This window comes from Halorhodospira halophila SL1, from assembly GCF_000015585.1.
Lineage (GTDB): Bacteria > Pseudomonadota > Gammaproteobacteria > Nitrococcales > Halorhodospiraceae > Halorhodospira > Halorhodospira halophila.
The window spans coordinates 1,084,524-1,107,243 of the sequence record NC_008789.1 but is presented as its reverse complement, the minus strand read 5'-3'; the positions used below and the strand labels follow the sequence as shown (position 1 = coordinate 1,107,243).

At 70.5% G+C, this 22,720-nt stretch carries 19 protein-coding genes; 8 read left to right on the top strand and 11 right to left on the bottom strand.

From position 1 onward, the window contains the following. Positions 1-13 precede the first annotated feature (13 nt). Positions 14-808 (top strand): alpha/beta fold hydrolase, encoded by a 795-nt coding sequence (locus HHAL_RS05260; RefSeq protein ID WP_011813829.1) that lies wholly within the window; start codon positions 14-16, stop codon positions 806-808. Positions 809-878: 70 nt separating this feature from the next. Beyond that, positions 879-3,173: an NADP-dependent malic enzyme gene (locus tag HHAL_RS05255; RefSeq protein ID WP_011813828.1), complete on the top strand. Its 2,295-nt coding sequence runs from the start codon at positions 879-881 to the stop codon at positions 3,171-3,173. A 105-nt stretch (positions 3,174-3,278) separates the two neighbouring features. On the opposite strand, the gene HHAL_RS05250 is transcribed toward HHAL_RS05255, so the two are convergent. The 4 genes from HHAL_RS05250 to hemC are packed head-to-tail and all read right to left on the bottom strand — an operon-like array spanning position 3,279 to position 7,984. Further along, the gene (locus tag HHAL_RS05250) at positions 3,279-4,604 is read right to left on the bottom strand and encodes a heme biosynthesis HemY N-terminal domain-containing protein (protein WP_011813827.1); all 1,326 of its coding nucleotides are present in this window, start codon (positions 4,602-4,604) and stop codon (positions 3,279-3,281) included. Position 4,605: 1 nt separating this feature from the next. Continuing rightward, positions 4,606-6,264, bottom strand: coding sequence for a uroporphyrinogen-III C-methyltransferase (locus HHAL_RS05245; protein ID WP_011813826.1), 1,659 nt, complete (start codon positions 6,262-6,264; stop codon positions 4,606-4,608). Further along, on the bottom strand, positions 6,261-7,055 hold the full coding sequence (locus HHAL_RS05240) for a uroporphyrinogen-III synthase (RefSeq protein WP_011813825.1): 795 nt from the start codon (positions 7,053-7,055) through the stop codon (positions 6,261-6,263). The genes HHAL_RS05245 and HHAL_RS05240 overlap by 4 nt, the downstream gene beginning before the upstream one ends. After that, on the bottom strand, positions 7,052-7,984 hold the full coding sequence (gene hemC, locus HHAL_RS05235; protein ID WP_011813824.1) for a hydroxymethylbilane synthase: 933 nt from the start codon (positions 7,982-7,984) through the stop codon (positions 7,052-7,054). Before hemC ends, HHAL_RS05240 begins: the two co-directional genes overlap by 4 nt. A 222-nt stretch (positions 7,985-8,206) precedes the next feature. On the opposite strand from hemC, the gene argH reads away from it, so the two are divergent. Both argH and rsmA read left to right on the top strand, forming a co-directional pair. Beyond that, the gene (argH, locus tag HHAL_RS05230) at positions 8,207-9,604 is read left to right on the top strand and encodes an argininosuccinate lyase (RefSeq protein WP_011813823.1); all 1,398 of its coding nucleotides are present in this window, start codon (positions 8,207-8,209) and stop codon (positions 9,602-9,604) included. Then, on the top strand, positions 9,601-10,398 hold the full coding sequence (rsmA, locus tag HHAL_RS05225; RefSeq protein ID WP_011813822.1) for a 16S rRNA (adenine(1518)-N(6)/adenine(1519)-N(6))-dimethyltransferase RsmA: 798 nt from the start codon (positions 9,601-9,603) through the stop codon (positions 10,396-10,398). The genes argH and rsmA overlap by 4 nt, the downstream gene beginning before the upstream one ends. A gap of 322 nt (positions 10,399-10,720) precedes the next feature. On the opposite strand, the gene pdxA is transcribed toward rsmA, so the two are convergent. The 3 genes from pdxA to HHAL_RS05210 are packed head-to-tail and all read right to left on the bottom strand — an operon-like array spanning position 10,721 to position 15,398. Continuing rightward, positions 10,721-11,728, bottom strand: coding sequence for a 4-hydroxythreonine-4-phosphate dehydrogenase PdxA (gene pdxA / locus HHAL_RS05220; RefSeq protein ID WP_011813821.1), 1,008 nt, complete (start codon positions 11,726-11,728; stop codon positions 10,721-10,723). Beyond that, on the bottom strand, positions 11,725-13,008 hold the full coding sequence (locus HHAL_RS05215) for a peptidylprolyl isomerase (protein WP_011813820.1): 1,284 nt from the start codon (positions 13,006-13,008) through the stop codon (positions 11,725-11,727). The genes pdxA and HHAL_RS05215 overlap by 4 nt, the downstream gene beginning before the upstream one ends. Before the next feature lie 5 nt (positions 13,009-13,013). Further along, positions 13,014-15,398 (bottom strand): LPS-assembly protein LptD, encoded by a 2,385-nt coding sequence (locus HHAL_RS05210; protein ID WP_011813819.1) that lies wholly within the window; start codon positions 15,396-15,398, stop codon positions 13,014-13,016. A gap of 107 nt (positions 15,399-15,505) precedes the next feature. On the opposite strand from HHAL_RS05210, the gene HHAL_RS05200 reads away from it, so the two are divergent. From HHAL_RS05200 to HHAL_RS05185, 4 genes are read left to right on the top strand one after another with little or no spacing between them, the layout of a single operon-like run. Then, a complete protein-coding gene (locus HHAL_RS05200) occupies positions 15,506-16,531 on the top strand; it encodes an aminoglycoside phosphotransferase family protein (RefSeq protein WP_011813818.1) in 1,026 nt (341 codons plus the stop codon). Position 16,532: 1 nt separating this feature from the next. Beyond that, positions 16,533-17,219 carry an N-acetylmuramate alpha-1-phosphate uridylyltransferase MurU gene (gene murU / locus HHAL_RS05195; protein ID WP_011813817.1) on the top strand — a complete coding sequence of 229 codons (687 nt, stop codon included), beginning with the start codon at positions 16,533-16,535 and terminating at the stop codon, positions 17,217-17,219. Positions 17,220-17,233: 14 nt separating this feature from the next. Further along, on the top strand, positions 17,234-18,664 hold the full coding sequence (locus HHAL_RS05190; protein ID WP_011813816.1) for a glutamate-cysteine ligase family protein: 1,431 nt from the start codon (positions 17,234-17,236) through the stop codon (positions 18,662-18,664). A gap of 27 nt (positions 18,665-18,691) precedes the next feature. After that, on the top strand, positions 18,692-19,711 hold the full coding sequence (locus HHAL_RS05185) for a M14 family metallopeptidase (protein ID WP_011813815.1): 1,020 nt from the start codon (positions 18,692-18,694) through the stop codon (positions 19,709-19,711). Positions 19,712-19,742: 31 nt separating this feature from the next. On the opposite strand, the gene lipB is transcribed toward HHAL_RS05185, so the two are convergent. Genes lipB through HHAL_RS05165 form a run of 4 tightly spaced genes read right to left on the bottom strand, consistent with a single transcriptional unit; the run spans position 19,743 to position 22,718 of the window. Further along, positions 19,743-20,396, bottom strand: a complete 654-nt coding sequence (lipB, locus tag HHAL_RS05180; protein ID WP_011813814.1) for a lipoyl(octanoyl) transferase LipB — start codon at positions 20,394-20,396, stop codon at positions 19,743-19,745. Between the two features lie 10 nt (positions 20,397-20,406). Further along, on the bottom strand, positions 20,407-20,673 hold the full coding sequence (locus HHAL_RS05175) for a YbeD family protein (RefSeq protein WP_011813813.1): 267 nt from the start codon (positions 20,671-20,673) through the stop codon (positions 20,407-20,409). 2 nt (positions 20,674-20,675) lie between these two features. Next, positions 20,676-21,536, bottom strand: a complete 861-nt coding sequence (locus HHAL_RS05170; RefSeq protein ID WP_011813812.1) for an aminotransferase class IV — start codon at positions 21,534-21,536, stop codon at positions 20,676-20,678. Between the two features lie 3 nt (positions 21,537-21,539). Then, a complete protein-coding gene (locus tag HHAL_RS05165) occupies positions 21,540-22,718 on the bottom strand; it encodes a D-alanyl-D-alanine carboxypeptidase family protein (protein WP_011813811.1) in 1,179 nt (392 codons plus the stop codon). Positions 22,719-22,720 lie beyond the last annotated feature (2 nt).

Below are 22,720 nucleotides of genomic sequence, written 5' to 3'. Positions count from 1 at the left end.
GACACGAGGTCCTATGAGCGAACCGGTGCAACTCTCCCTGACCACCCGCGGCACGGGGGCGCCGCTGTTGCTGCTCCACGGGCTCTACGGCAGCAGTGGCAACCTCAACCGCTTCACGCGGCGCTTCGCCCACGACTATCGGGTGCTGGCCCCAGACCTGCGCAACCACGGCCGCTCGCCCCATCGGCCCGGCATGGATTACCCGACGCTGACCGAGGATGTCGTGGCGCTGCTCGACCGGGAAGGCATCGAGCGGGTGGCCGTGCTCGGTCACTCCATGGGCGGCAAGGTGGCCATGACCCTCGCACTGACCCGACCGCAGCGGGTAGCGGCCGTGATCGCTGCGGACATCGCCCCGGTGACCTACCAGCATAACCACGGCACGCTGATCGGGGCGCTGCAGCAGGTCGACGTGGCCGGCGCAGGCAATCGGCGCGAAGTGGATGCAGCGCTGGCGGCAGCGATCGACTCGCCGGCGGTGCGCCAGTTCCTCCTCACCAACCTGGTCCCCGCTGACGAGGGCGGCTACCGTTGGCGTATCCCTCTCCAGTTCCTCGCCGACGCGGTCCCGGATATTCAGGGCTTCCCGGAGCTGGAGGGCGCCTACGACGGTCCGGCGCTGTTCCTCTACGGGACCGCCTCCGACTACTTCGATCCCGATCGCCACCGGGATGCCGTGGCGGCGTACTTCCCGAAGGCCGAATACGCGGCTCTCGAGGGGGCGGGCCACTGGCTCCACGCCGAGCAGCCCGAGGCGTTCGCAGCTGCCGTGGAGCGGTTCCTGGCGCACGCCTATCCGGCGCGGTGACGCCACCACCCTGGCAGCAAGCCTGAAGCTCACCCTATACTGGGCTGATCCAATACCCAAGGGATTTTATATGTCCGACGACTTCAAAGAAGCCGCGCTCGAATACCATCGGCAGCCGACCCCCGGGAAGATCGAGGTCATCCCCAGCAAGCCGCTGGCCAACCAGCGTGACCTCGCCCTGGCCTACTCCCCCGGGGTTGCCTCGGCCTGCGAAGCCATCGTCAACGACCCGCGCGAGGCGGCCGCCATGACCGCCCGGGGCAACCTGGTGGCGGTCATCACCAACGGTTCCGCCGTGCTCGGCCTGGGTAACATCGGTCCACTGGCGTCGAAACCGGTGATGGAGGGCAAGGGTGTCCTGTTCAAGAAGTTCGCCGGAATCGATGTCTTCGACATCGAGGTCGACGAGCCGGACGCCGAGCGCTTCGTCGACATCGTCTCCGCTCTGGAGCCGACCTTCGGCGGCATCAATCTGGAGGACATCAAGGCCCCGGAGTGCTTCGAGATCGAGGAGGCCCTCAAGCGCCGGATGAACATCCCGGTGTTCCACGATGATCAGCACGGCACCGCCATCATCACTGCTGCGGCTATCCGCAATGGCCTGCGCGTGGTGGGCAAGCGGCTCGAGGACGTCACCCTGGTCTGCTCCGGCGCCGGTGCCGCGGCCATCGCCTGCCTCGACCTGCTGGTGGCCATGGGGCTGCCCAAGGAGCAGATCACCGTCACCGATCGCAAGGGCGTGGTCTACAAGGGGCGCAAGGAGTACATGGACCCGCGTAAGGAAGGCTATGCCCGGGAGACGGCCTCCCGCAGTCTGCGCGAGGTGATCGAGGGCGCGGACATCTTCCTCGGGCTGTCGGCACCGGGGGTGCTGAATGCCGAGATGGTCCACCTGATGGCCGATCAGCCGATCATCATGGCGTTGGCCAATCCGGTTCCCGAGATCCTCCCCGAGGAGGTGCGCGAGGCCCGGCCCGATGCGGTGATCGCCACCGGCCGCTCGGATTACCCCAACCAGGTGAACAACGTCCTCTGCTTCCCGTTCATCTTCCGCGGGGCGCTGGATGTGGGCGCCAGCGCCATCAACGAGGCGATGAAGATCGCCGCGGTGGAGGCCATCGCCGACCTGGCTACCGAGGAGTCGTCCGAGGAGGTGGTGGCAGCCTACGGCGGCCGGCCCTGGAGCTTCGGCCCCGAGTACCTGATTCCCAAGCCCTTCGACCCCCGACTGATCAGCCGCGTGGCGCCGGCGGTGGCCCAAGCCGCCATGGAGAGCGGGGTGGCTTGCCGGCCGATCGCGGACTTCGAGGCCTACCGCCTGCAGCTGCAGCAGTACGTGTTCCAGTCCGGGCTGGTCATGAAGCCGATTTTCGAGCGCGCCCGGGAGCAGCCCAAGCGGGTGGTCTACACCGACGGCGAAGAGGAGCGGATCCTCCGTGCCGTGCAGCTGGTGGTCGACGAACAGCTTGCGCGGCCCATCGTCGTCGGGCGCCGGCGCGTGGTGGAGAAGCGGCTGCGCCAGCTCGGTTTGCGGGTACAGATCGACGAGGATTTCGAGCTGGTCGACCCCGAGGGCGACCCCCGCTACCGCGACTATTGGCAGGCGTACTACCAGCTGATGGCCCGGCGCGGCGTGACGCCGGCCCGGGCGCGGACGGTGGTGCGTACCCGCAACACGGTCATCGGCGCACTGATGGTCCATCTAGGCGACGCCGACGCCCTGGTCGGCGGTATCGAGGGGCGCTATCAGCGGCAGATGCAGCACGTTCAGGACGTTATCGGCCGTCGCCGCGGGGTGCGCAACCTGGCGGCGATGAACGTGCTGATCATGCCCAAGGGGACCTTCTTCCTGGCGGACACCTACGTCAACCAGGATCCGAACCCCCACGAGATCGCCGAGATGACCTTGTTGGCTGCGGACGAGGTGCGCCGTTTCGGAACGGTGCCGAAGGTGGCGCTGCTCTCGCACTCGAACTTCGGTACCTCGTCGCAGCCCTCGGCGGAGAAGATGCGCCACGCCCTGGAGCTGATCCAGGACCGGGACCCGGCCCTCGAGGTGGAGGGCGAGATGCACGGCGACGCAGCGATCTCCGAGGAGGTGCGACGGCGCATCTTCCCCGATGCGCAGCTCGAGGGGGAGGCGAACCTGCTGATCATGCCGGGGCTCGACGCCGCCAACATCTCGTTCAACCTGCTCAAGGCGACCACCGACAGCGTCTCTGTCGGGCCGATCCTGCTCGGGACCGCGAAACCGGCCCACCTGCTCACCCCGTCGTCCACCGTTCGGGCCATCGTCAACCTCACCGCCCTGTCCGTGGTCGAGGCGCAGATGACCGATGCGGTGGAGCCGGAGAGGCATCCGTAGCGCCGACGCTAGCAGGCGGAGGTGCAACGAGAAAGGCCCCGGGCCGATAACGGCCCGGGGCCTTTTCTCATCCCCCGTCAGGGTGTCCGCCTGCAGGGCCGGGGGTCAGTCCTGGCGGGGCCGACCCTCGGTGTCCTCGTCGGCGGCGTAGTCGGTGGGGGGTGCGCTACTGTCGTCCTCGAGCCCCGGTGTGGCCGTCCGACCCGAAGCGGTCGGGCCCGGCAGACCGGGGAGGGCGTCGCTCCCGGCACCGGAGAGGTCCATGGCCAGCCGGTACGTGGCCCGGGCGCCGTCGTAGTCCCCCAGGTGCTCCTGGAGGGCGCCGAGGGTCCGCAGGTACTCCGGCCGGGCGGTCTGGTCCACGGCGGCCTGCAGGTAGTCCCGGCCCCGTTCCCACTGCTCGGCCTGCAGGGCCAGGACACCGGCGGCGTAGAGGGCCTTGGGGTCGTCCCGGTGGGCCTCGATCCAGCCCTCGGCCTTCTCCAGCCGGGCGGCGTAGGTGTCGATGTCATCCGCCGGCAGGCGCGCGTAGCGCTGGAGCAGGTCGGGGTTCCACTCCTTGTGCAGCTGCTTCTGGATGAGTTCCACGGCGCTTTGTACCTCACCCAGGGTGGTCAGCCCGTCCACGTAGGAGCAGATGACGTCGGGATCCTTGCGCAGGCCCCGGCTCAACTCACGCCAGGCCTCCTGCAGGGCTTGGGTGTCCTCGCCCGCGGCCTGGGCCAGTCGCTCGCGGGCGACCCAGCGGTTGAGCTCGGTGAGCTCGTTCTTGGGCAGGATCCCCTGGCGCTCGATGCGTGGCAGCAGGGGCTCCAGTCGCTCCCAGTCGCCCAGGGCCCGGCAGCAACCAACCATCAGCTCCAGGGCCCGGCGGTGCTTGGGTTCCTTGTCGAGAACGGCCGAGACGCTGGCCTGGGCCTCCTCCCACTGACCGGATTCGGCCTGCAGCTGCGCCTGGAGCAGCCGCACCGCCAGGTTGGCGTCGGGGCCGCTCTTCTCGGCCGTGGTCAGGTAGCCGTCCCGCACCTCCCGGGCGCCGCGACGCTGGGCGGCGATCGCGGCGGTCAGGTAGTTGACCAGCGGTGCCTCGCTGCGTCGGGCGCTATGCACCAGCTGCTGCTCGGCGGTGTCGTAGTCGCCCTCGGCAAAGCGCAGCAGCCCCGAGGTCAGCTCGGTGCGGGCCGACTCCTGTCGGCGCTGGCCCTGCCAGCTGCGCAGCCGGCGCGGCATGCTCCACAACCGCCCCAGGGCGGCCAGGGCCAGGTAGAGCAGGAGGACCAGAAGCCCCAGGACCACAGCGGAGAAGAGCAGGCTCATCTCCAGCCGCCACGGTCCGATGGAGAGCATCACGTAGCCCTCCTGCTGGTTGAAGTACAGCGCCGTAAGTACGGCACCGGCCAGGATCAGTAGGTAGATGAACAGGCGGCGCATGTCAGAACGGCTTCACTGGTTCAAGGAGGGGTTCGATATCCGGCAGGTCGTGCCGGATCGGCTCATCGGCCAGGTCGAGTAGCTCCTCCCTGGCCTCGGCGACGCGCTCGTCGTCAGCATCGAAGCGACGCTCCAGCCAGCTGGCGGCCCGCTCGAGCCCGTCGCGATAGCTCTCCTCGTCGCCGCTGTGCAGCGCCAGCAGGACGCTCTCCAGTTGCAGCCGCAGCCCCTCGCGCAGGAAGTACTGCTGCTCCGGGGTCAGGAGCTCTTCGAGTTCCTCCTCGTGCTGCACCCGGACCAGCTCGCCCAGGCCCTCGCGCAACCGGGTCCAGGCCCGGCTCAGGGCGCGCTGCCAGCCCTCTTCGGCCTCGTCGATCTCCGGGAGGTCCGGGGCGACGCCGTCGCCGGGCTCACCGGTGAGGGCGAGCTCGTCGATCTCGTCCATGCGCGCCGTGATGCGCTCGCGGATGCCGCCGATATCCGGGCCGGAGTAGTCCAGCAGGGTATCGATGGCCTCGCGGATGGCCTGACGCTCGGGGATGCTCTCGCCGCCGAGCTCGGCCAGCAGACCGTCGGCGCCGCGCAGGGCGGCCAGGGCCGAATCCACGTCGTGGTGGTGGCGCACACGGTGGATGGCGATCTGCGCCAGGTAGCCGGCCTCGGCCTTCAGCCAGCCTTCTTCCTCCTGCTCGCTGCGCGCACCGAGCCGCTCCATGTCCTCGCCGAGGCCCTCCTGCGCCGCGGCGAGCTCCTCGAAGCGCTCCTCGAGGCGGCCCTCAATCTCATCCATGCGCTCGCTGAGCCGGGTATCCAGGTCTGCCAGGGCGGCCTCGTCGGCCCCCTCGCCGTTGCCCAGTTCGTCGAAGCGGGCGGCCAGCTCCTCAACGCGGGACTCCAGCGAGGCCAGGCTCTCGGCGGTATCGTCGCTGGCCTGCTTGGCCGCCTCGACGTCCGCGGAGAGCGCTTCGAAGTCCTCCAGGTACGCCTCCAGGCGGGCGGCCGCTTCGGCCTGCTCGCGGGCCTTCTCCAGGGTGTCGTCGAGTTCGGCGTCGCGCTCCTCCTGGGCAGCGACACGCTCATCGAGCTCTTGCTGTGCCGCCTGCAGTTCCTCGTAGAGCTGGTAGCCGTAGACGCCGGCGGCCACGGTGCCGCCGCCGAGTAGCACGATGACGAACCACAGGGTAAAGCGGCTGCGGGGCTCGGGGGTGGAACTCAGCCGGCTGCCGCCGCCGTCCCCGCTGCCGGAGCCGGAGCCGGAGCCGGAGCCGGAGCCGGAGCTGGACTTGCTGCTGCCCGAATCCGTGTCCTTGCTCTCCTGGCCGGCCTCGCCCGCCTTGCTATCACTGCCCGACTCCTTGCTGGACTCGGCGGGCTTATCGGTGCCGGATTGCTGGTCGCTGCCGGAGCGCTCCGGGGGGGCGCTACTGTTTCCGCTCCCGCTGGCGTCGCCCTGGCTGTTCTGCGACTCGGTGGGGCGTCCGTCGTCGGTCCGCTCCTGGCCACTGGCGCTTCCGCCGCCGGGCGGCTGGGTGGACGGGGCACCGGGGCGGGCATCGCCGCGACGCGGGGTTTCGGCACTGCGCGGATCGGAGGGACTCTGCGCGCCGCGGTTCGGATCCTCCGGGCGACTCCGGTCCTCCGGACGGTTGGGGTTACTCATCTTCGCCTACTCCTGATCTCTGCCACGGCCCTGGCGGCGCGTGCGGTGGCCGCCGTGAGCTCTTCTTCCGCCGCGGTTGCCGCGATCTCGACATGTCCGGCGTGGGGGGCTGCCATGGTGGCCACGCGCTCGCCGATGACGACAACGCCGGCCCGGGCGAGCCACCGTCGGCCACGATCCCCGACCAGCTCCAGGAAGTTGTCCAGGACCTCGCCGCTGGTGGCGACGACGACCTGAACCCGATCGGCCTCGGCGGCCTCAAGGAGCGGGGCGGGGTCGGTCGATGGCCGGACGCGCCGATAGACTTCCAGAAAATCCACTTCCGCGCCACGGGCGCGGAGCGCCTCGGCGAGATACGGTCGCCCCCCAACTCCGCGAACTATCATGACACGGCCCGCGCTGATCCTGCCAAGATCTGTTTCCGCCAGCAGATCCTCGCTGGTGGCGCCGTGTCGGGGGTAAAGCACCTCCTCGATGCCGTTGCGACGAAGTGCCTCGGCTGTGCCCTGGCCGACGGTGGCGCAGCGGGCGTGGCCGGCGGGGCCCCCGGCGGCGCGGATGCGCGGTAGCCCATGGGCGACGGCGTTCTGGCTGACGAAGATCAGCCAGTCGGCGCAGGCGGCTCGCCGGGCCGCCTCCTGCCGCGCGGCATCTTCCGGTTCGGCGATGATATCCAGGGTGGGGAACCGCCAAACGCCGGCACCCGCCGCCTCCAGGGCGTGGACCAGACCCTCCGCCTGGTGGGTCGGTCGGGTGACGATAACGCCGGTACCGTCCAGGGGCTGGGTCATTGCTGCTCGGCGACGGCCTTGAGGATGCGGTCGGCACCGCGGGCGAGCAGATCGTCACCCAGCTGTCGGCCGAGGTTCTCGGCCTCCGCGGCGGGGCCGCGGATCTCGCCCCGGATGACCTCGCTGCCGTCGATGGCGCCTACCAGCCCCCGCAGGTGGACCTCATCGCCGTCGAGCTCCGCGTAGCCGCCGATGGGGACCTGGCAGCTGCCCTCGAGTCGGGCGTTCATGCCCCGCTCGGCGTTGATCCGGATGCGGGTGGCCTCGTGATTGAGCCCCTCGACGAGCTTCATCACCCGCTCATCGCCCTCGCGGCACTCGATGCCCAGGGCGCCCTGGCCCACCGCCGGCAGGCTCTGCTCCGGCGTGAGGCGTCCGGCGATGCGGTGGGTCAGCTCCAGGCGGTCGAGCCCGGAGGCGGCCAGGATGATCGCGTCGTAGACGCCGTCATCGAGCTTGCGCAGGCGGGTCTGGACGTTGCCGCGCAGGACCTCGATCTGCAGGTCGGGGCGGCGGTCCATGATCTGGCACTGGCGGCGCAGGCTGGCCGTGCCCACCCGGGCGCCGTGGGGCAGCTCATCCAGGTCGGAATAGTGGTTGGAGACGAAGGCGTCCCGCGGGTCGGCCCGGTCCGAGACGGCAGCCAGGTCGAAGCCCTCGGGCAGGCGCCAGGGGATGTCCTTCATCGAGTGCACGGCCAGGTCGGCCTCGCCGCGCAGCATGCCGTCCTCGAGCTCCTTCATAAACAGGCCCTTGCCGCCGATGCGCGCTAGCGGCTGGTCGAGGATCTCGTCCCCACGGGTGGACATGGGGACCAGCTCCACCTCCAGGCCGGGGTGCAGGCGCTGCAACTCGGCGGCAATGTGCTCGGCCTGCCACATGGCAAGCTGGGAACGGCGGGTGGCGATTCGCAGGGATTCAGCGGCCATTACGGTCCATCCTGACTGGTTAGACTCGGGGAAAAACACGCTAGAGTGTCGTCGCAATGCCGCCCCGTTTTCAACCTGTTGTCGCCGATCACGACGCCGCAGGGGGCGCGCCGAGCCGGCACTCGGCACTACAATGGCGAGCGCGCCGGCGGCCCCGTCGGGCGGGGTGGCCGACCATCGACCCGTTTTTGTCCACCAAACCATCGACCGTGAGCACCCGCTATGAGCCAGAATGACGCAGCCCCCGGCCAGCAGCTGTGGACCGGCCGCTTCACCGAGGCGACCGACGCCTTCGTCGAGCGCTTCTCGGCCTCCGTGCAGTTCGACGCGCGCCTCGCCCTGCAGGATATCCAGGGCTCCGAGGCCCACGCCCGCATGCTCGCCGCGCGTGGCGTGCTGACCGAGGCGGAGCGCGACGCCATCCTCCAGGGGCTGGCCGAGATCCGCCAAGAGGTGGTCGAGGAGCGCTTCCCGTGGTCGCCGCAGCTCGAGGATGTGCACATGAACATCGAGCATCGGCTGACCCAGCGCATCGGCGAGGCCGGCAAGAAGCTGCACACCGGCCGCTCGCGCAACGATCAGATCGCCACCGACGTGCGCCTCTTCCTGCGCGAGGCCATCGATACCATCCGTGCCGAGTTGGCCCGCTTCCAGCACGGGCTGGTGGAACTGGCCGAGCGCGAGGCCGACACCATCATGCCCGGCTTCACCCACCTGCAGGTGGCGCAGCCGGTGACCTTCGGGCACCACATGCTGGCCTGGTACGAGATGCTCGAGCGCGACCGCGACCGCCTGGCGGACTGCCGGCGGCGCCTGAACCAGTGTCCGCTCGGCGCGGCGGCGCTGGCGGGGACGTCGTTCCCCATCGACCGCGAGGCGACCGCCCGGGAGCTGGGCTTCGACGCGCCGACGCGCAACTCCCTGGACTCGGTCAGCGATCGCGATTTCGCCATCGAATTCTGTGCCGACGCCAGCCTGATCCTCGTCCACCTCTCGCGCATGGCCGAGGAGCTGGTGCTGTGGACCTCTCAGCAGTTCGGCTTCATCGAGCTGCCGGATCGCTTCTGCACCGGTTCTTCGATCATGCCGCAGAAGAAGAACCCGGACGTGGCGGAGCTGGTGCGGGGCAAGGCGGCCCGTGCCCAGGGCAGCCTGGTCCAGCTGCTGACCCTGATGAAAGGCCAGCCGTTGGCCTATAACCGGGACAACCAGGAGGACAAGGAGCCGCTTTTCGACGCCGTGGACACGGCGCGGGATGCGCTGACCGCCTTCGCCGACATGGTCCCGGCGCTGAGCGTCAACCGCGAGCGTTGCCGCGCGGCGGCCCGGGCCGGCTTCGCCACGGCCACCGACCTGGCCGACTACCTGGTCCGCCAGGGGCTGGCCTTCCGCGACGCCCACGAGGTGGTCGGCCGTGCCGTGCGTTACGCCACCGAAGCCGATCGGGATCTCGCCGAGCTCAGCCTTGAGGAGCTCCAGCAGTTCTCCACCGCCATCGGGGACGACGTCTTCGCCGTGCTCACCCTCGACGGCTCGGTCGCGGCGCGCTCCCACGTTGGCGGCACGGCGCCGGAGCAGGTCCGTGCCCAGGCCCAGGCGGCCCGGGAGCGCCTGGCTTGAGCCATCGCCCACGCAAGCGCTTCGGGCAGAACTTCCTCCGCGACCCGGCGGTCATCCAGCGTATGGTCACGGCCATCGCCCCGCGGGAGGGGGAGACGCTGCTGGAGATCGGCCCCGGCGAGGGGGCGTTGACCGAACCGCTGCTGGCGCGCCTGGGCACGCTCACCGCGGTGGAGCTGGATCGCGATCTGGCGCCCCGGTTGCAGGAGCGGTTTGCCCCGGCGCTGAGGGTGATCGAGGGCGACGCCCTGGCACTGGATCCGGCCGAACTGGCTCCGGCCCAGGGCCGGCTGCGGGTGGTGGGCAACCTGCCCTACAACGTCTCGACGCCGATCCTCTTCCATCTGCTCGCTGCGGCCGATGTCATCGAGGATCTGCATCTGCTCCTCCAGCGCGAGGTGGTGGATCGGATGGTGGCGCCGCCAGGGGGCAAGACCCGCGGGCGGCTGTCGGTGATGGTCCAATACCGGTGTCGGGTGGAGCGCTGTTTCAATGTGCCCGCCGGGGCGTTCTTCCCGGCGCCGAAGGTGATGTCGTCGTTTGTCCGCCTGGTGCCGCACCGGCCACTGCCGGCGCGGGCACAGGACGAGGCGTGGCTGCAGGAGGTGGTCACGGCGGCCTTCGGCGGGCGGCGCAAGACGCTGCGCAACAGCCTCAAGGGGTTGGTGACGGCGCAGGCGTTCGAGGCGGCCGGGGTCGATCCCGGGGCGCGGGCGGAGACGCTGTCGGTGGAGGCTTTCGTGCGTCTGGCCGATGCCGCACGGAGCGCGCCGGCGGCCGCCGCAGGGCGGTGAGAAGGAAGGGCACGGACAGGCCCGCCTGCTCGACGGGGATGGGGACGCCGGGGGTTGGCCGGGGGCGGACGAGCGCGCCCCGCCTACGGCGCGGTCCCCTGCGCTTCTCGTGCGGGCAGGGCCGCTCGCTTAACTCGCGGCGCTACGCGCCGCTCGGACAAAACCTCGCTGATCAGCGCGAACCGGGAAAGGTTCGCGCTGAACCCCTGCCCGCCCTGCGATGCTCGGCGCGCTCAATGCCCCCGGCCAACCCCCGGCGTCCCCATCCCCGTCGGATCCGGGCCGTGTGCCCCCCTCTTGCCCCGCCCGCCGCGGCGGGGGGTCAGCCCGGCCGGTGCTGACGGCGCAGCGCCAGGTCCGCCGCCAGCTCGATCGCCGCCTGCAGGCTGCCGCCGTCGGCCCGCCCCGTGCCGGCCAGCTCCAGCGCCGTCCCGTGGTCCACCGAGGTGCGCACGATGGGCAGCCCCAGGGTCACGTTCACCGCCCGCCCGAAGCCGGCGTGCTTGAGCACCGGCAGCCCCTGATCGTGGTACATCGCCAGCACCGCGTCGGCCCCCTCCAGGGCGCGCGGGGTGAAGGCGGTGTCTGCCGGTAGCGGGCCGACCAGCCCCAGGCCCGCCGCGCGCAGGCGCTCCAGGGTCGGCTCGATGACGTCGATCTCCTCGCGGCCCAGATGCCCCCCTTCGCCGGCATGGGGATTGAGCCCGGTGACCAGGATCCGTGGCGCGGCGATGGCGAACTTGTCCACCAGGTCGTGGTGCAGCGCCGTGATCACCGCCTCCAGCCGCTCCGGGGTGATGGCCTCCGGCACCGCCCGCAGCGGCAGGTGCGTCGTGGCCAGCGCCACCCGCAGGTCGCCGGCAACCAGCATCATCACCGGCGTCTCGGTGGCGGTCATCTCGGCGAGCAGCTCGGTGTGCCCCGAAAAGGGGAGGCCCGCGTCGTTGATGACCCCCTTGTGCACCGGCGCCGTGACGATGGCGTCCACCTGGCCCTCGGCGGCCAGCCGGACGGCCCGCTTGAGGCTGGTCACCACGGCCTCGGCGTTGGCCGGATCCAGGGTCCCGGGCTGCGCCGGGTGCGCCATCGGCACCGGATCGACGGGCAGGCGGCCGACCCGATGCGCCTGACGCGGGGCATCCGGTGTCCAGGCCGGGGTGTCCAGTTCGGGGCCGTCGAGGACGCGGCTGCGCTCGCGCAGCAGCGCCGGGTCGCCGATGGCGACGAGTTCCGCGGCGTGGCTGCGCATCGCCGCGGCGGCCACCAGCTCGTAGCCGATACCGGCGGGTTCGCCGCAGGTGATCGCGATCCTCGGCCGCTGTTCGCTCACGAGCCCTCCAGCCGGTAGTCGACGTAGGCCTCTTCGCGCAGTTGGCGCAGCCACTGCTCCAGGGCCTCCTGGCTCTTGCGCTCGTGGATCTGCTGGGCAATGCGCTCGCGGCGGCGGTCGTCGGTGACGTCCCGCTCCCGACGATCCTCGACGCGGACGATATGCCAGCCGTACTCGGTGCGAAACGGCTCGCTGACCTCGCCCACCTCCAGCTCATCCATGCGCTCCTGGAAGGAGGCCACCAGCTGACCGCTACGGGTCCAGCCGATATCCCCGCCGCTGGCCTCGGCCCCCGGCTCCTCGGAGTATTGCCGGGCCAGGAACTCGAAGCTCTCGCCTTCGTCGATGCGCTCGCGGAAGCTGTCCAGGCGCTGCCGGACGTCGTCCTCCTCGACCCCGTCGCCGGGGCGCAGGAGGATGTGACGGGCGCGGGTCTCCTCCACGATCTGGGCGTCCTCGCTGCGCCGGTCGATGAGCTTGACGATGTGGAACCCGTCGGCGGCCTGAACGGGCTCGCTGATCTCACCCGGCTCCAGGCCGTCGACCACGTCGGCGAAGGCGGAAGGTAGCTGCCCGGGCAGGCGCCAGCCGATCTTCCCGCCCTCGCTGGCCGTGGCGGCGTCCGAGAAGGTTTCGGCAAGGGTGGCGAAGTCGCTCTCGCCGTCCACCGCCTGCTCGCGGATCTGCCCGGCGCGCTCCCCGGCGGCACGCAGGTCGTCCGAGGAGGCCCCCTCCGGCGTGCCGATGCGGATATGCGCCACCCGGTATTCCATGTTGTCCTGGGCGGCCGCTGCCTCGACGGCCTCTTCGATCTCCTGGGGCGAGACCTCGACCTCCTGCTGCACCACGGCCTGTTGAAGCCGCTCGACGGTGATCTGCTCACGCAGATCCTCGCGGAAGCTGGCCATATCCATGCCCTCCTGGGCGAGGGCGTCACGGAGCTGGGCCAGGGTCATGTTGTTCTGCGCCGCGATGCGCTGCATGGCGGCATCCAGGGTGGCGTCGTCCACCTGGATACCGGCTCCCTGCGCGTGCCCCATCTGCAGGCGCTGCATGACCAGGCGCTCGAGGACCTGCTCGCGCAGCTGGTCGGCCGGCGGCGGCTGCTGACCGCGTTGGAAGAACTGGGCACGGATCTGCTCGATCTCCTGATCCAGCTCCGAGGCGAGGACGACCTCTTGGTCGGCCACGGCCACGATGCGGTCCAGGGTCTCGCTGGCGGCCAGGGTCGGCAGCCCGGCGAGCAGGGTTGCGGCGCAGAGAAAGGCTCGAATCTTCATGGGGTCTAGAATACCGTTTCGTCGTAGTCGGGCACCACGTCCTCGAGGAAGGATGCCGTGTCCTGGCCCAGTCGGCCCAGACCGGTGAGCTCGAATTCGAGCATGAAGGTGTTTTCCGCCTCCTGGGCTGAGCCGCGGCGGTAGCGTCGCGCGACCCCGCGCACGGCCCAGCAGCACTGGCGATACTCAACCCCTCCGACCACTTCCAGGTTGGTGCGTTCCAGCCGTGAGTACTGCCACCCGCCGACACCGCGCCAGCGGGCGTCGATGGGCACCACCGCCGAGGCCTCGATGAGATCCTGGGTGGTCTCCAGGACCAGCTCGTCGTCCTCGTCCTCCTCGGTCTCCTGGCGGACCCGGTAACCGAGATTGACCAGGGCGCCGGGGGCCGGCTGGTACTGCCAGTCGGCGGCGAGGCTGGTGGCCGCGGCTTCTTCGCGTTCCGGGTCGTAGCGGTACTCACCACGGACCGATAGCCCCCCCGGCAGTCGCAGCTCGGCGTCGGCGAAGATGTCCGAGCTGCTGCGCGTCAGAGCCGGGTCATCGGGGTCGGTATCCAGGGTCACACGGCGGTCGCCCCGGTAGTAGACCTGGCCGACGCTGGCGCGCAGCAGCTCGCTGCCCTCGACGATGTCGAGGAAGCGGGTGGTGACCGCCGCGGTGACCTGATCGGCGTCGGCGATGCGGTCGACGCCGGCGAAGCGGTTCTCCTGGAACAGCTGCGCCACCGTGTTGCCCCGTTCGCTGGTATCGAAATCCGGGTAGTCCTGCTGATCGCGGTAGGGGGCGTAGAGGTAGAACAACCGCGGTTCCAGCGTCTGCAGGAAGGGGCGGTTGCCAACCTGGAACGGTCGTTCGAGGAAAATGCCGGCGTCGAGGCTGGCAATAGGCACGGTGCGGCTGAGCTGCTCGTCGCCGGCGGCGCCCTCGGCCCGCTCCAGGTCGTAACGGGTGTGGTGGAGGCTCAGGCCTGGCTCGATGAAGAACGCCTGGCGCTGCAGGGGCCAGGAGAGCTGCGGGTTGATGTGGTAGCGCCGCCCCACCGGGCGCTGTTGGTCATTGTCTGCCTCGGGTCCCTCGGGGAGTTCGAAGCGTACCGCTTCGCCGTCCAGGCGGTATTCCAGGCCGCCGGGCAGCAGACCGGGGGTGTGCTCGTAGGTCACCGCCGGCCAGCGTCGGTAGGGGTCGTCGCGGTCCTCCGGGCGCAGGTTCTGCCAGTGCTGCAGTTCCGCCTCCCACTGGTGACTGCCGCGGGACTGCTCGGCAAGGGCGCGGCTCTCGAGCTCGGCGTCGCTGCTGCCCACCAGGTCCGAGGAGAAGTCCCGTAGGTAGTCCACGTCCCCGACCCGTTCCACATCCAGCTCGTAGCCGATGCCGTAGGGGAGGTCCCCGCGGTGGGACCAGTCCACGGCCCAGCGCTCGGCGTCGACCTCCTCACCGTCTTCGCGCAGCTGCTCGGCGTAGACGTCGTCGTCGGGGAGGTACTCCGCCGACAGCTCCCCGTCGAATCCCGGGCGCAGGTAGCGGAATTCGCTGCCGAGCAGCACCCCGCGCCGGGAGTAGTAGGTCGGCTGCAGGGTCAGGTCGTAGTTCGGCGCCAGGCGGACGTAGATCGGCAGGGTGAAGTAGCCGCCGTCGGTGTCGGACTGCCCGAAGCTCGGCGGCAGCACCCCGGTGCGCGGCCGGTCGTCGATGGGGAACTGCAGGTACGGGGTGTAGAACCAGGGGATCCCGCCGAGCTCCACCCGGGCGTGTCGGGCTTCGCCCAGTCCGGCGTCGTGATCCAGGTCCAGTGACCCGGCGTGCAGCCACCACAGCTCGTCGCCGGGCGGGCAGGTGGAGTAGCGCAGATCGGTCAGCCGCGTTTGCTCCGGCCCGGTGCTCATCAGCTGCCGGGCGGCGCCGTGCATGTGCGGATGGATCCGGAACTCGGCGCCGTCGACCTCCATGCGGTCGGCGTCGAGATCGAATCGCCCCGCCGTGCCCCACAGGTGCAGGCCGGACTCGGAGTAGGCGAACGCCCCGGGGACGTGGGCCTGGCCGGCCGCCTCGTCCAGGTCGAAGGCCTCGGCGCGCAGGTGCTGATCGAGCCGACGCAGTTCGGCGTTGCCCCGCAGTCGGTAGAGGGCCCGCAGGCCGTCGGCGTCGATGGCTTCGGCGTCAAGGATCAGCGGGGTGTCCGGGTGATCCCGCAGCGTGCGGTCCACCGCGTCCGGCGGGGGGGCCAGGGGGGGGCCACAGAGCTGGATCTGCCGCAGTGCGCCGGGGTCCCGGGGCACGTGGTCGGTATCCAGGCGCGCCGCGTCGCCGTCGTCCGTATCGGCGGCAGCAACCACGGAAGCGGCCAGGCCTGTCGCAAGGACGGCGGTGAGTGGGAGTGAGCGGTTCACGGTTCGTTGCGATCCGGCGGCGAGCGCCGTTACCTTGGCACACGGGGGGGCGCCTGGCAACGCACGACGGCTTGCAATCCGCAGCGCCGTGGCGCGCAATGGAGGGCATGAACGGACTGGCCTGGGATGATGCCCGCGCCCGGCGGGCGCGTGAGTGGGCGCGGCGGCAGCTCGGCGCGGCGCAGGAGCCGGCACTGGAGCCGGCGGCGGCCGACGCCAGCAGCCGCCGCTACTTCCGGATCCAGGTGCCCGGCGACGGCAGCCGGATCATCATGGACGCCCCGGAGCAGTCCGAGGCGGTGGCGGCCTTCGTCCGGATCGCCGGACTGCTGGCCGAGGCGGGGATCCACGCCCCGCAGATCGAGGCCGCCGATCTGGAACACGGCCTGCTGCTGCTGACCGACCTGGGCCACCGCACCTACCTGCAGGCACTGCACGAGGGGGACGACCCGCAACCGCTGCTCGACGCCGCCGTCGACGCCCTGATCCGCGCCCAGGCCACGGTGCCGGTGGACGGGCTGCCGGCCTACGATGAGGCCCGGCTGCGCGGGGAGTTGGAGCTGTTCACCGACTGGTATCTGCCGTGCTGCTGCGGGGTGGCTTCCGCGGAGGCCCGCCGGCGGCTCAGGGGTGGGTTGGACGATCTGCTCGAGCGGGTTGGCGGACAGGCCCGGGCCTTCTGCCATCGCGATTACATGCCCCGCAATCTGATGGTATGCACCCCGCTGCCGGGGGTGCTGGACTTCCAGGACGCAGTGGCTGGGCCGGTGACCTACGATGCGGTCTCGCTGCTGCGCGACGCCTTCATCAGTTGGCCGCGGGAGCGCGAGGTCGCCACCCTGCAGCGCTACCACCGCCGGGCACGGGCCGCTGGCGTGCCGGTGCCCGAAGGCTTCGAGGCGTTCTGGGCCGATTGCCAGTGGATGGGCGTGCAGCGCCACCTCAAGGTGCTCGGCATCTTCGCCCGGTTGGCCTACCGCGACGGTAAGCCGCGCTATTTGACCGATGCGCCGCGGTTCTTCGCCTATCTGCGTGCCGCAGCCGAGGAGCAGGCGGCGCTGCGACCGCTGGTCGATGAGGTGCTGGCCCTGGCGGCGGTGCCGGGCCGCGTGTCGTACGCCGAGGTGGACTGAGATGCGTGCCATGATCCTGGCCGCCGGGCGCGGCGAGCGGATGCGACCGTTGACCGACACCACTCCGAAACCGCTGCTGGAGGTGGCGGGGCAGCCGCTGATCGGCTGGCAGCTGCAGCGCCTCGCGGCTGCCGGGGCCGAGACCGTGGTGATCAACACCGCCTGGCTGGGCGAGCAGATCGAGGCTGTCGTCGGGGACGGCCGGGCCTGGGGGGTGTGTGTGCACTACAGCCGCGAGCCGGAAGGTGCCCTAGATACCGGGGGCGGGATCCGCGAGGCGCTGCCGTTGCTGGGCGACGGCCTCTTCTGGGTGGTCAATGGCGACGTTTGGAGCGACTATCCACTGGGGCAGCTGCCGCGCACGCTCAGCGCGGCCGCGCACCTGGTGCTGGTGGACAACCCGGCCCATCACCCCGACGGCGACTTCGCCCTCGACGACGAAGGGCGCGTGGGCACCGGGGGCGGGCGGCGGCTGACCTTTGCCGGGATCGGCGCCTTCCACCCTCGCCTTTGGTGGGACTGCCGGCGCGGGCGCTTCCCGCTGGCGCCGCTGCTGCGCGACGCGGCACGGCGCGGCGAACTCTCCGGCGAGCACTGGGCGGGGGCCTGGTCCGATATCGGGACCCCGGAGCGGCTCGAGCAACTGCGCCGCGAGGTGGCCACCGGCGCCGCACCGGTGCCGGAGTAACGCGGGGGGGCGACGTGGGACAGGAGATCGGTCGGGCACGGTTCGGGAGCGATGACTTCAGCGCCTTTCGTCAGCGGCTCCGGGCGGAGACCCGATTGCTGGGCGAGTGGTTGCGAGCCGGTCGGGTGGCCGAGGGCCCGCCGAGCATCGGCCTGGAGCTGGAGGCGTGGTTGGTGGACGCCGACGGCCGTCCGGCCCCGATCAGTGATCGGGTGTTGAGCCGGGTCGAAGACCCTCGGGTTGAGAACGAGCTGGCCCGGTTTAACCTGGAGATCAACACCGACGTTCACCCGCTGGCCGGAACGCCCCTGCAGGGGCTGCAGACGGAGCTCGCCGAGCGCTGGGCGCGGACGCAACGGGCCGCGGCCGACGCCGGGTGTCGGTTGGCACTGGTCGGCATCCTCCCTTCGGTGCGCGAGGCGGATGTCTGCGTCGAGAACATGACGCCCTCGCCCCGCTACGCGGCGTTGAACGAACAGGTCCTGGCGCTGCGCGGGCGTCGCCCGCTGACCCTCGACATCGAGGGGACGCAGCGCTTTCGCACCGAGCGCCACGACGTCATGCTCGAGGCGGCCACCACCTCCCTACAGCTGCACCTGCAGGTGCCGCCGCAGCGCATGGCGGCATTCTTCAACGCCGCGGTGGCGTTGTCGGCCGCTTCGGTGGCGGTGGCGGCCAATTCGCCGTTCCTGTTCGGTCGCCGCCTGTGGCACGAGAGCCGTATCCCGCTGTTCGAACAGGCGGTGGCGTGCACCCGCCTGGAGCCGCGTGGGGCCGGGACCCTGGCGCGGGTGGGCTTCGGCAGCGGCTACGCCCGCGACGCCCTGTACGGCTTCTTCGTCGAGAATCGGCAGCACCACCCGGTCTTGTTGCCCGAGTTGCAGGATCAACCGGTGGAGGCGCTGGCCCATCTGCGCCTGCACAATGGGACCATCTGGCGCTGGAACCGGCCGCTGGTGGAGGTGGTCGACGGGCAGTGCCAGCTGCGTCTGGAGCACCGGGTGATGGCGGCCGGTCCGACCCTGGCCGACGTGCTGGCCAACGCCGCCTTCTTCTATGGCGCCGTGGCCGAGCTGGCTGAGTCGCGCCCGGGGCTGGTCGAGGAACTGCCTTTCCACATCGCCGAGCAGAACTTCTACGCCGCGGCCCGTTACGGTCTGGAGGCCGAGGTCGAGTGGCTGGATGGCTGGTTCGGCCGGCTGGGCGATCTCGTTACCGAACGCCTGCTGCCCAAGGCCCGCCGCGGGCTGGTACGGGCCGGGGTGGCGGAGGCGGAAGCCACGGCGCACCTGGGCGTGCTGGAGGAGCGGGTTGCCAGCGGTCGGACGGGCGCGGCCTGGCAGCTGGCCTGGGTGGAGCGCCACGGTGAGGACGACCAGGCGCTGACCCGGGCCTACCTGGATCGGGCCGCCGACGGCGAGCCGGTCCACCGCTGGCCGCTGTAGACACCGATCAGGAGGCAAGAACGGCCCATGCTCAAGACCTACCAGGGACTGCCGAAGGGCCTGCTCGGCGCGGCGGCCCCGGAACTGGAGGACCGGCTCGGTGGGCCGAGTCTCATCGAGGTGCCCGGGCGCCGCGAGCCACCGCTGTTTGTGACCGTCTTGCTCCACGGCAACGAGACGACCGGCTGGGAGGCGGTGCAGCGGGTGCTGACCGAGTTCCAGGGACGGACGCCGCCGCGGTCCCTGCTGCTGTTCATCGGCAACGTGCGCGCGGCTCGGCACGGGGTGCGGCGATTGCCAGAGCAGCCTGATTATAATCGGGTCTGGCCGGGGACCAGTCTCCCCGACAGCCCGGAGCAGCACCTGGCCGCCGAGGTGGTGGCGCGGGTGCGCTCGCGGGGCTGTTTCGCCAGCATCGACGTCCACAACAATACGGGCATGAACCCGCACTACGGTTGCGTCAATCGCCTGGAGGGGCCTTACCTGCAGCTAGCGGCACTGTTCTCGCGCACCGTAGTCTACTTCACGCGGCCGCAGGGGGTGCAGTCGCTGGCCCTGGCCCGTCTGGCGCCGGCGATCACGGTGGAATGTGGGCAGCCGGGGAGCCCGGGGGCGGCGGAGCACGCGGCCGAGCTGATCTCCAGTGCGCTGCACCTGTCGCGCCTGCCGGAGGGGGTGCCCGGGGGGATTTCGGTCTACCACACGGTGGCGGCGGTGCGGATCCCGGAGCAGTGCAGCTTCGGGTTCGGCGATGTGCCGGGGGTCGACCTGCAGCTGATGGATGACCTGGAGCGGTGCAACTTCCGCGATCTGCCCGAGGGTACGGTGTTCGCCCGGGCGGCGCCGGAGTCCCGGGCGTTCTTCACGGTAGAGGACAACGATGGCCGCGAGGCGGCGGCGGAGTTCTTTCAGCGCGATGGCGATACGATCCGCCTGCGCCGTCCGGCCATGCCGGCCATGCTCGCCTGCAATACGGCGGCCATCCGTCAGGATGTGCTCTGCTACCTGATGGAGCCGGTCCACCTGACCGGACGGGCCGGCGGTTGATGCAGCGTGAGCGCGCATCGCCGCTGCGCGCTCAGGCTCGGTCGTGCCGTGATGCGCGGGACGCGGCGTCGATGGCCTGCAGCAGGTAGATCCCCAGCTCTACTTCCAGGCGATCCAGCGGCGTGGTGATGCCCAGATCGTGCACCCGCGTGGTCGTCAGACCGGCGTAGCCGCAGGGATGGATGCGCTCGAAGGGGGCCGGGTCGTTACAGACATTCAGCGACAGGCCGTGATAGCTGCAGCCCCGGCGCACCCGAATCCCCAGGGCTGCTACCTTGGCGCCGTCCACGTAGACCCCGGGGGCGTCCTCGCGTCGGTGCGACGGCACCCCGTAGGCGGCCAGCAGCGAGACCACCGACTGCTCCAGAGCGTGGACCAGCGTCCGCACCCCCAGGCCCCACCGCCGCAGGTCGAGCAGCGGATAGGCGACCAGCTGCCCCGGGCCGTGCCAGGTGACCTGCCCACCCCGATCGGTGTGAACCACGGGCGTCTCGCCGGTATCCAGGATGTGCTCCGGGCGTCCCGCCTGGCCCAGCGTGTAGACCGGGGGATGCTGCAGTAGCCAGAGTTCGTCCCGGGTCTCGCTGCTACGCTCCTCGGTGAAGGTGCGCATGGCCGTCCAGGTCGGCTCATACGGCTGTTCGCCCAGGTAGCGGGTATGGATGTGCTCGAGTGCGCAGGGCACCTTCGCCCTCCTACAGGGTCACCATGATGGCGTCATCGGCGTTGAGTTCGCGGTACAGCCCTTCCAGCTGATCACGGCTGTGGGCCTCGATGGTCACCGTCACCGAGACGTAGCGACCGGTGCGGCTTCCGGTGGTCCGCACCTCGAGGATGGTGGCGTGGTCGGCGGCGATGCGCTCGACCCGCGTGGCCAGGTCGGCGCCGGCGTGCCCCATCGCCTTGACCCCGATCTGGCAGGGGAACTCCAGGGGGGTGTTGTCGGCGTTGAATTCACTCATGGTCATCTCCCGCGGGCGGTTTCCTGGCGCAGCCGAGTGAACCAGCCCCGCATCGCCTCGAAGACCGGACCGGGGGTGCCGTGACCCACCGGGTGCCCGTCGATCGTCAACACCGGGGCCACCTCCTTGGTGGCGCTCGACAGCCAGACCTCGTCGGCCTCGTGCAGCTCGTCCCGGGCCACCGGCCGACACTGACAGGGTAGCCCGTGGTGTTCGGCCAGCTCGAGGATAACCTCCCGGGTGACCCCGGGCAGCAGTCCGGGGTGGAGCGCCGGGGTTGCCAGCTCGCCGCCGCGGACGATGAAGACCGTGCTCGCCGCGCCCTCGGTCACCCAGCCATCCCGGTGCAGGATGGCCTCGTCGGCCCCGGCGGCCACGGCCGCCTGGCGCAGCAGGACGTTGGGCAGCAGTGCCACCGCCTTGATATCGCAGCGTGCCCAGCGCAGGTCCTCGAGCAGGGTGGTGGATAGCCCGTCGGCAAAGGCGCCGGCCGCCGGCAGGGGCGAACTCATGACAAACACGGTGGGTTCGCTGCGCGCCGGGAACTCGTGGGTGCGCTGTTCCGGGCAGCCGCGGGTGACCTGGACGTAGAGCGACTGATCACCGCCGCCGTTGGCCTGGCAGACCTGCTCGAGGACCTCCGGCCACCCCGCGGGCGAGAGCGGATCCGGCAGCTCGATGGCCGCCAGGGAGTTGGCCAGGCGGCGCAGGTGAGCGTCGAGCCGGAACGGCACCCCGCCGTAGCAGGGGATGACCTCGTAGACGCCATCGCCGAACAGGAACCCGCGATCCAGGGGCGAGATCCGCGCCGAGCCGAGCGCCATGAGCTCGCCGTTGAGGTAGCAGGTCGCCGGTGTGCCCATCGGCTACTCGAACCGCAGCCAGACCTGGTCGATCATCCGGCGCCACAGGCCGCCCTCTGCGACATCCTCCATGGCGATCAGCGGCTCCTCGTGGATGACGCTCCCGGCCAGCTCGATCTTCAGGGTGCCGAGCTTGGCGCCGGCCTCCACCGGTGCGCGGATCTGGCCGTCCACGCTCACCGAGGCGCTCAGGTTGTCGTATTCCTGGCGCGGGATGGTCACGTAGAGGTTGTCCGGGATGCCCAGGGCCACCGAGTCGCCTTCGCCCATCCAGGCGCGCGCCTCGGTGAGCTGCTCCCCGGCGCTGTAGAGTCGGTGGGTCTCGAAGAAGCGGAAGCCGTAGTTGAGCAGCTGCAGGCTCTGCTGTGCCCGAGCGTCCTCGCTCTCGGTGCCGAGGACCACGGAGATCAGGCGCATGCCGCCGCGCTCGGCGGAGGTGACCAGATTGTAGCCGGCGGAGCTGGTGTAGCCGGTCTTCAGGCCATCGACGGTCTCGTCCCGCCACAGCAGACGGTTGCGGTTGTGCTGATTGATCCCGGCGTACTCGAAGGAGCGCTGCGAATACCAGTCGTAGAACTCGGGGAAATCATCGATCATCGCTCGGGCCAGGCGCGCCGTATCCTGGGCCGTGGTACGCATCTGCTCGTGGGGCATGCCCGTGGCGTTGGTGTAGTGGGTGTTGTCCATGCCCAGGCGGCTGGCGTACTGGTTCATGACCTGGGCGAAGGTCTCTTCGTCGCCGGCCACGTGCTCGGCCAGCGCGACCGCGGCGTCGTTGCCGGACTGGACGATCAGGCCCTGCAGCAGCTCGGCCACGGTGACCTCGGTGCCGACCTCCAGGAACATCCGCGAGCCGCTGGAGCGCCAGGCCTTCTCGCTGACGGTGACCTTGTCCTCAAGCCCGATGTGCCCGGAGGCGAGTTCCTCGAAGACCACGTAGGCGGTCATGATCTTGGCCAGGCTGGCCGGCTCCCAGCTCTCCTCAGGGTCGCGGTGGGCGAGGATGTAGCCGCTGTGCATGTCGACCAGCAGGTGGCTGGGTGCGCCGACGCTCGGCGGGGACGGCGTCGGCACCGATTCGACGATGGGGGTGCCCCAGCGCTCGTCGGCCATGGCCATGGGAATCAGCCCGACGGTCAGCAGGGCGGGCACCAGCACTCGTAGCAGGGTTCGTCTCATCATCG

Bases quoted from the DNA above. Each gene is read 5' to 3' on its own strand.
- HHAL_RS05260 (WP_011813829.1), top strand. From the start codon at position 14: ATGAGCGAACCGGTGCAACTCTCCCTGACCACCCGCGGCACGGGGGCG.
- hemC (WP_011813824.1), bottom strand. From the start codon at position 7,984: ATGGCCGCTGAATCCCTGCGAATCGCCACCCGCCGTTCCCAGCTTGCC.
- HHAL_RS05200 (WP_011813818.1), top strand. From the start codon at position 15,506: ATGAACGGACTGGCCTGGGATGATGCCCGCGCCCGGCGGGCGCGTGAG.
- HHAL_RS05215 (WP_011813820.1), bottom strand. From the start codon at position 13,008: ATGAAGATTCGAGCCTTTCTCTGCGCCGCAACCCTGCTCGCCGGGCTG.
- HHAL_RS05170 (WP_011813812.1), bottom strand. From the start codon at position 21,536: ATGGGCACACCGGCGACCTGCTACCTCAACGGCGAGCTCATGGCGCTC.
- HHAL_RS05255 (WP_011813828.1), top strand. From the start codon at position 879: ATGTCCGACGACTTCAAAGAAGCCGCGCTCGAATACCATCGGCAGCCG.
- HHAL_RS05240 (WP_011813825.1), bottom strand. From the start codon at position 7,055: ATGACCCAGCCCCTGGACGGTACCGGCGTTATCGTCACCCGACCGACC.
- HHAL_RS05175 (WP_011813813.1), bottom strand. From the start codon at position 20,673: ATGAGTGAATTCAACGCCGACAACACCCCCCTGGAGTTCCCCTGCCAG.
- HHAL_RS05185 (WP_011813815.1), top strand. From the start codon at position 18,692: ATGCTCAAGACCTACCAGGGACTGCCGAAGGGCCTGCTCGGCGCGGCG.
- murU (WP_011813817.1), top strand. From the start codon at position 16,533: ATGCGTGCCATGATCCTGGCCGCCGGGCGCGGCGAGCGGATGCGACCG.
- argH (WP_011813823.1), top strand. From the start codon at position 8,207: ATGAGCCAGAATGACGCAGCCCCCGGCCAGCAGCTGTGGACCGGCCGC.
- HHAL_RS05245 (WP_011813826.1), bottom strand. From the start codon at position 6,264: ATGAGTAACCCCAACCGTCCGGAGGACCGGAGTCGCCCGGAGGATCCG.
- HHAL_RS05250 (WP_011813827.1), bottom strand. From the start codon at position 4,604: ATGCGCCGCCTGTTCATCTACCTACTGATCCTGGCCGGTGCCGTACTT.
- HHAL_RS05165 (WP_011813811.1), bottom strand. From the start codon at position 22,718: ATGATGAGACGAACCCTGCTACGAGTGCTGGTGCCCGCCCTGCTGACC.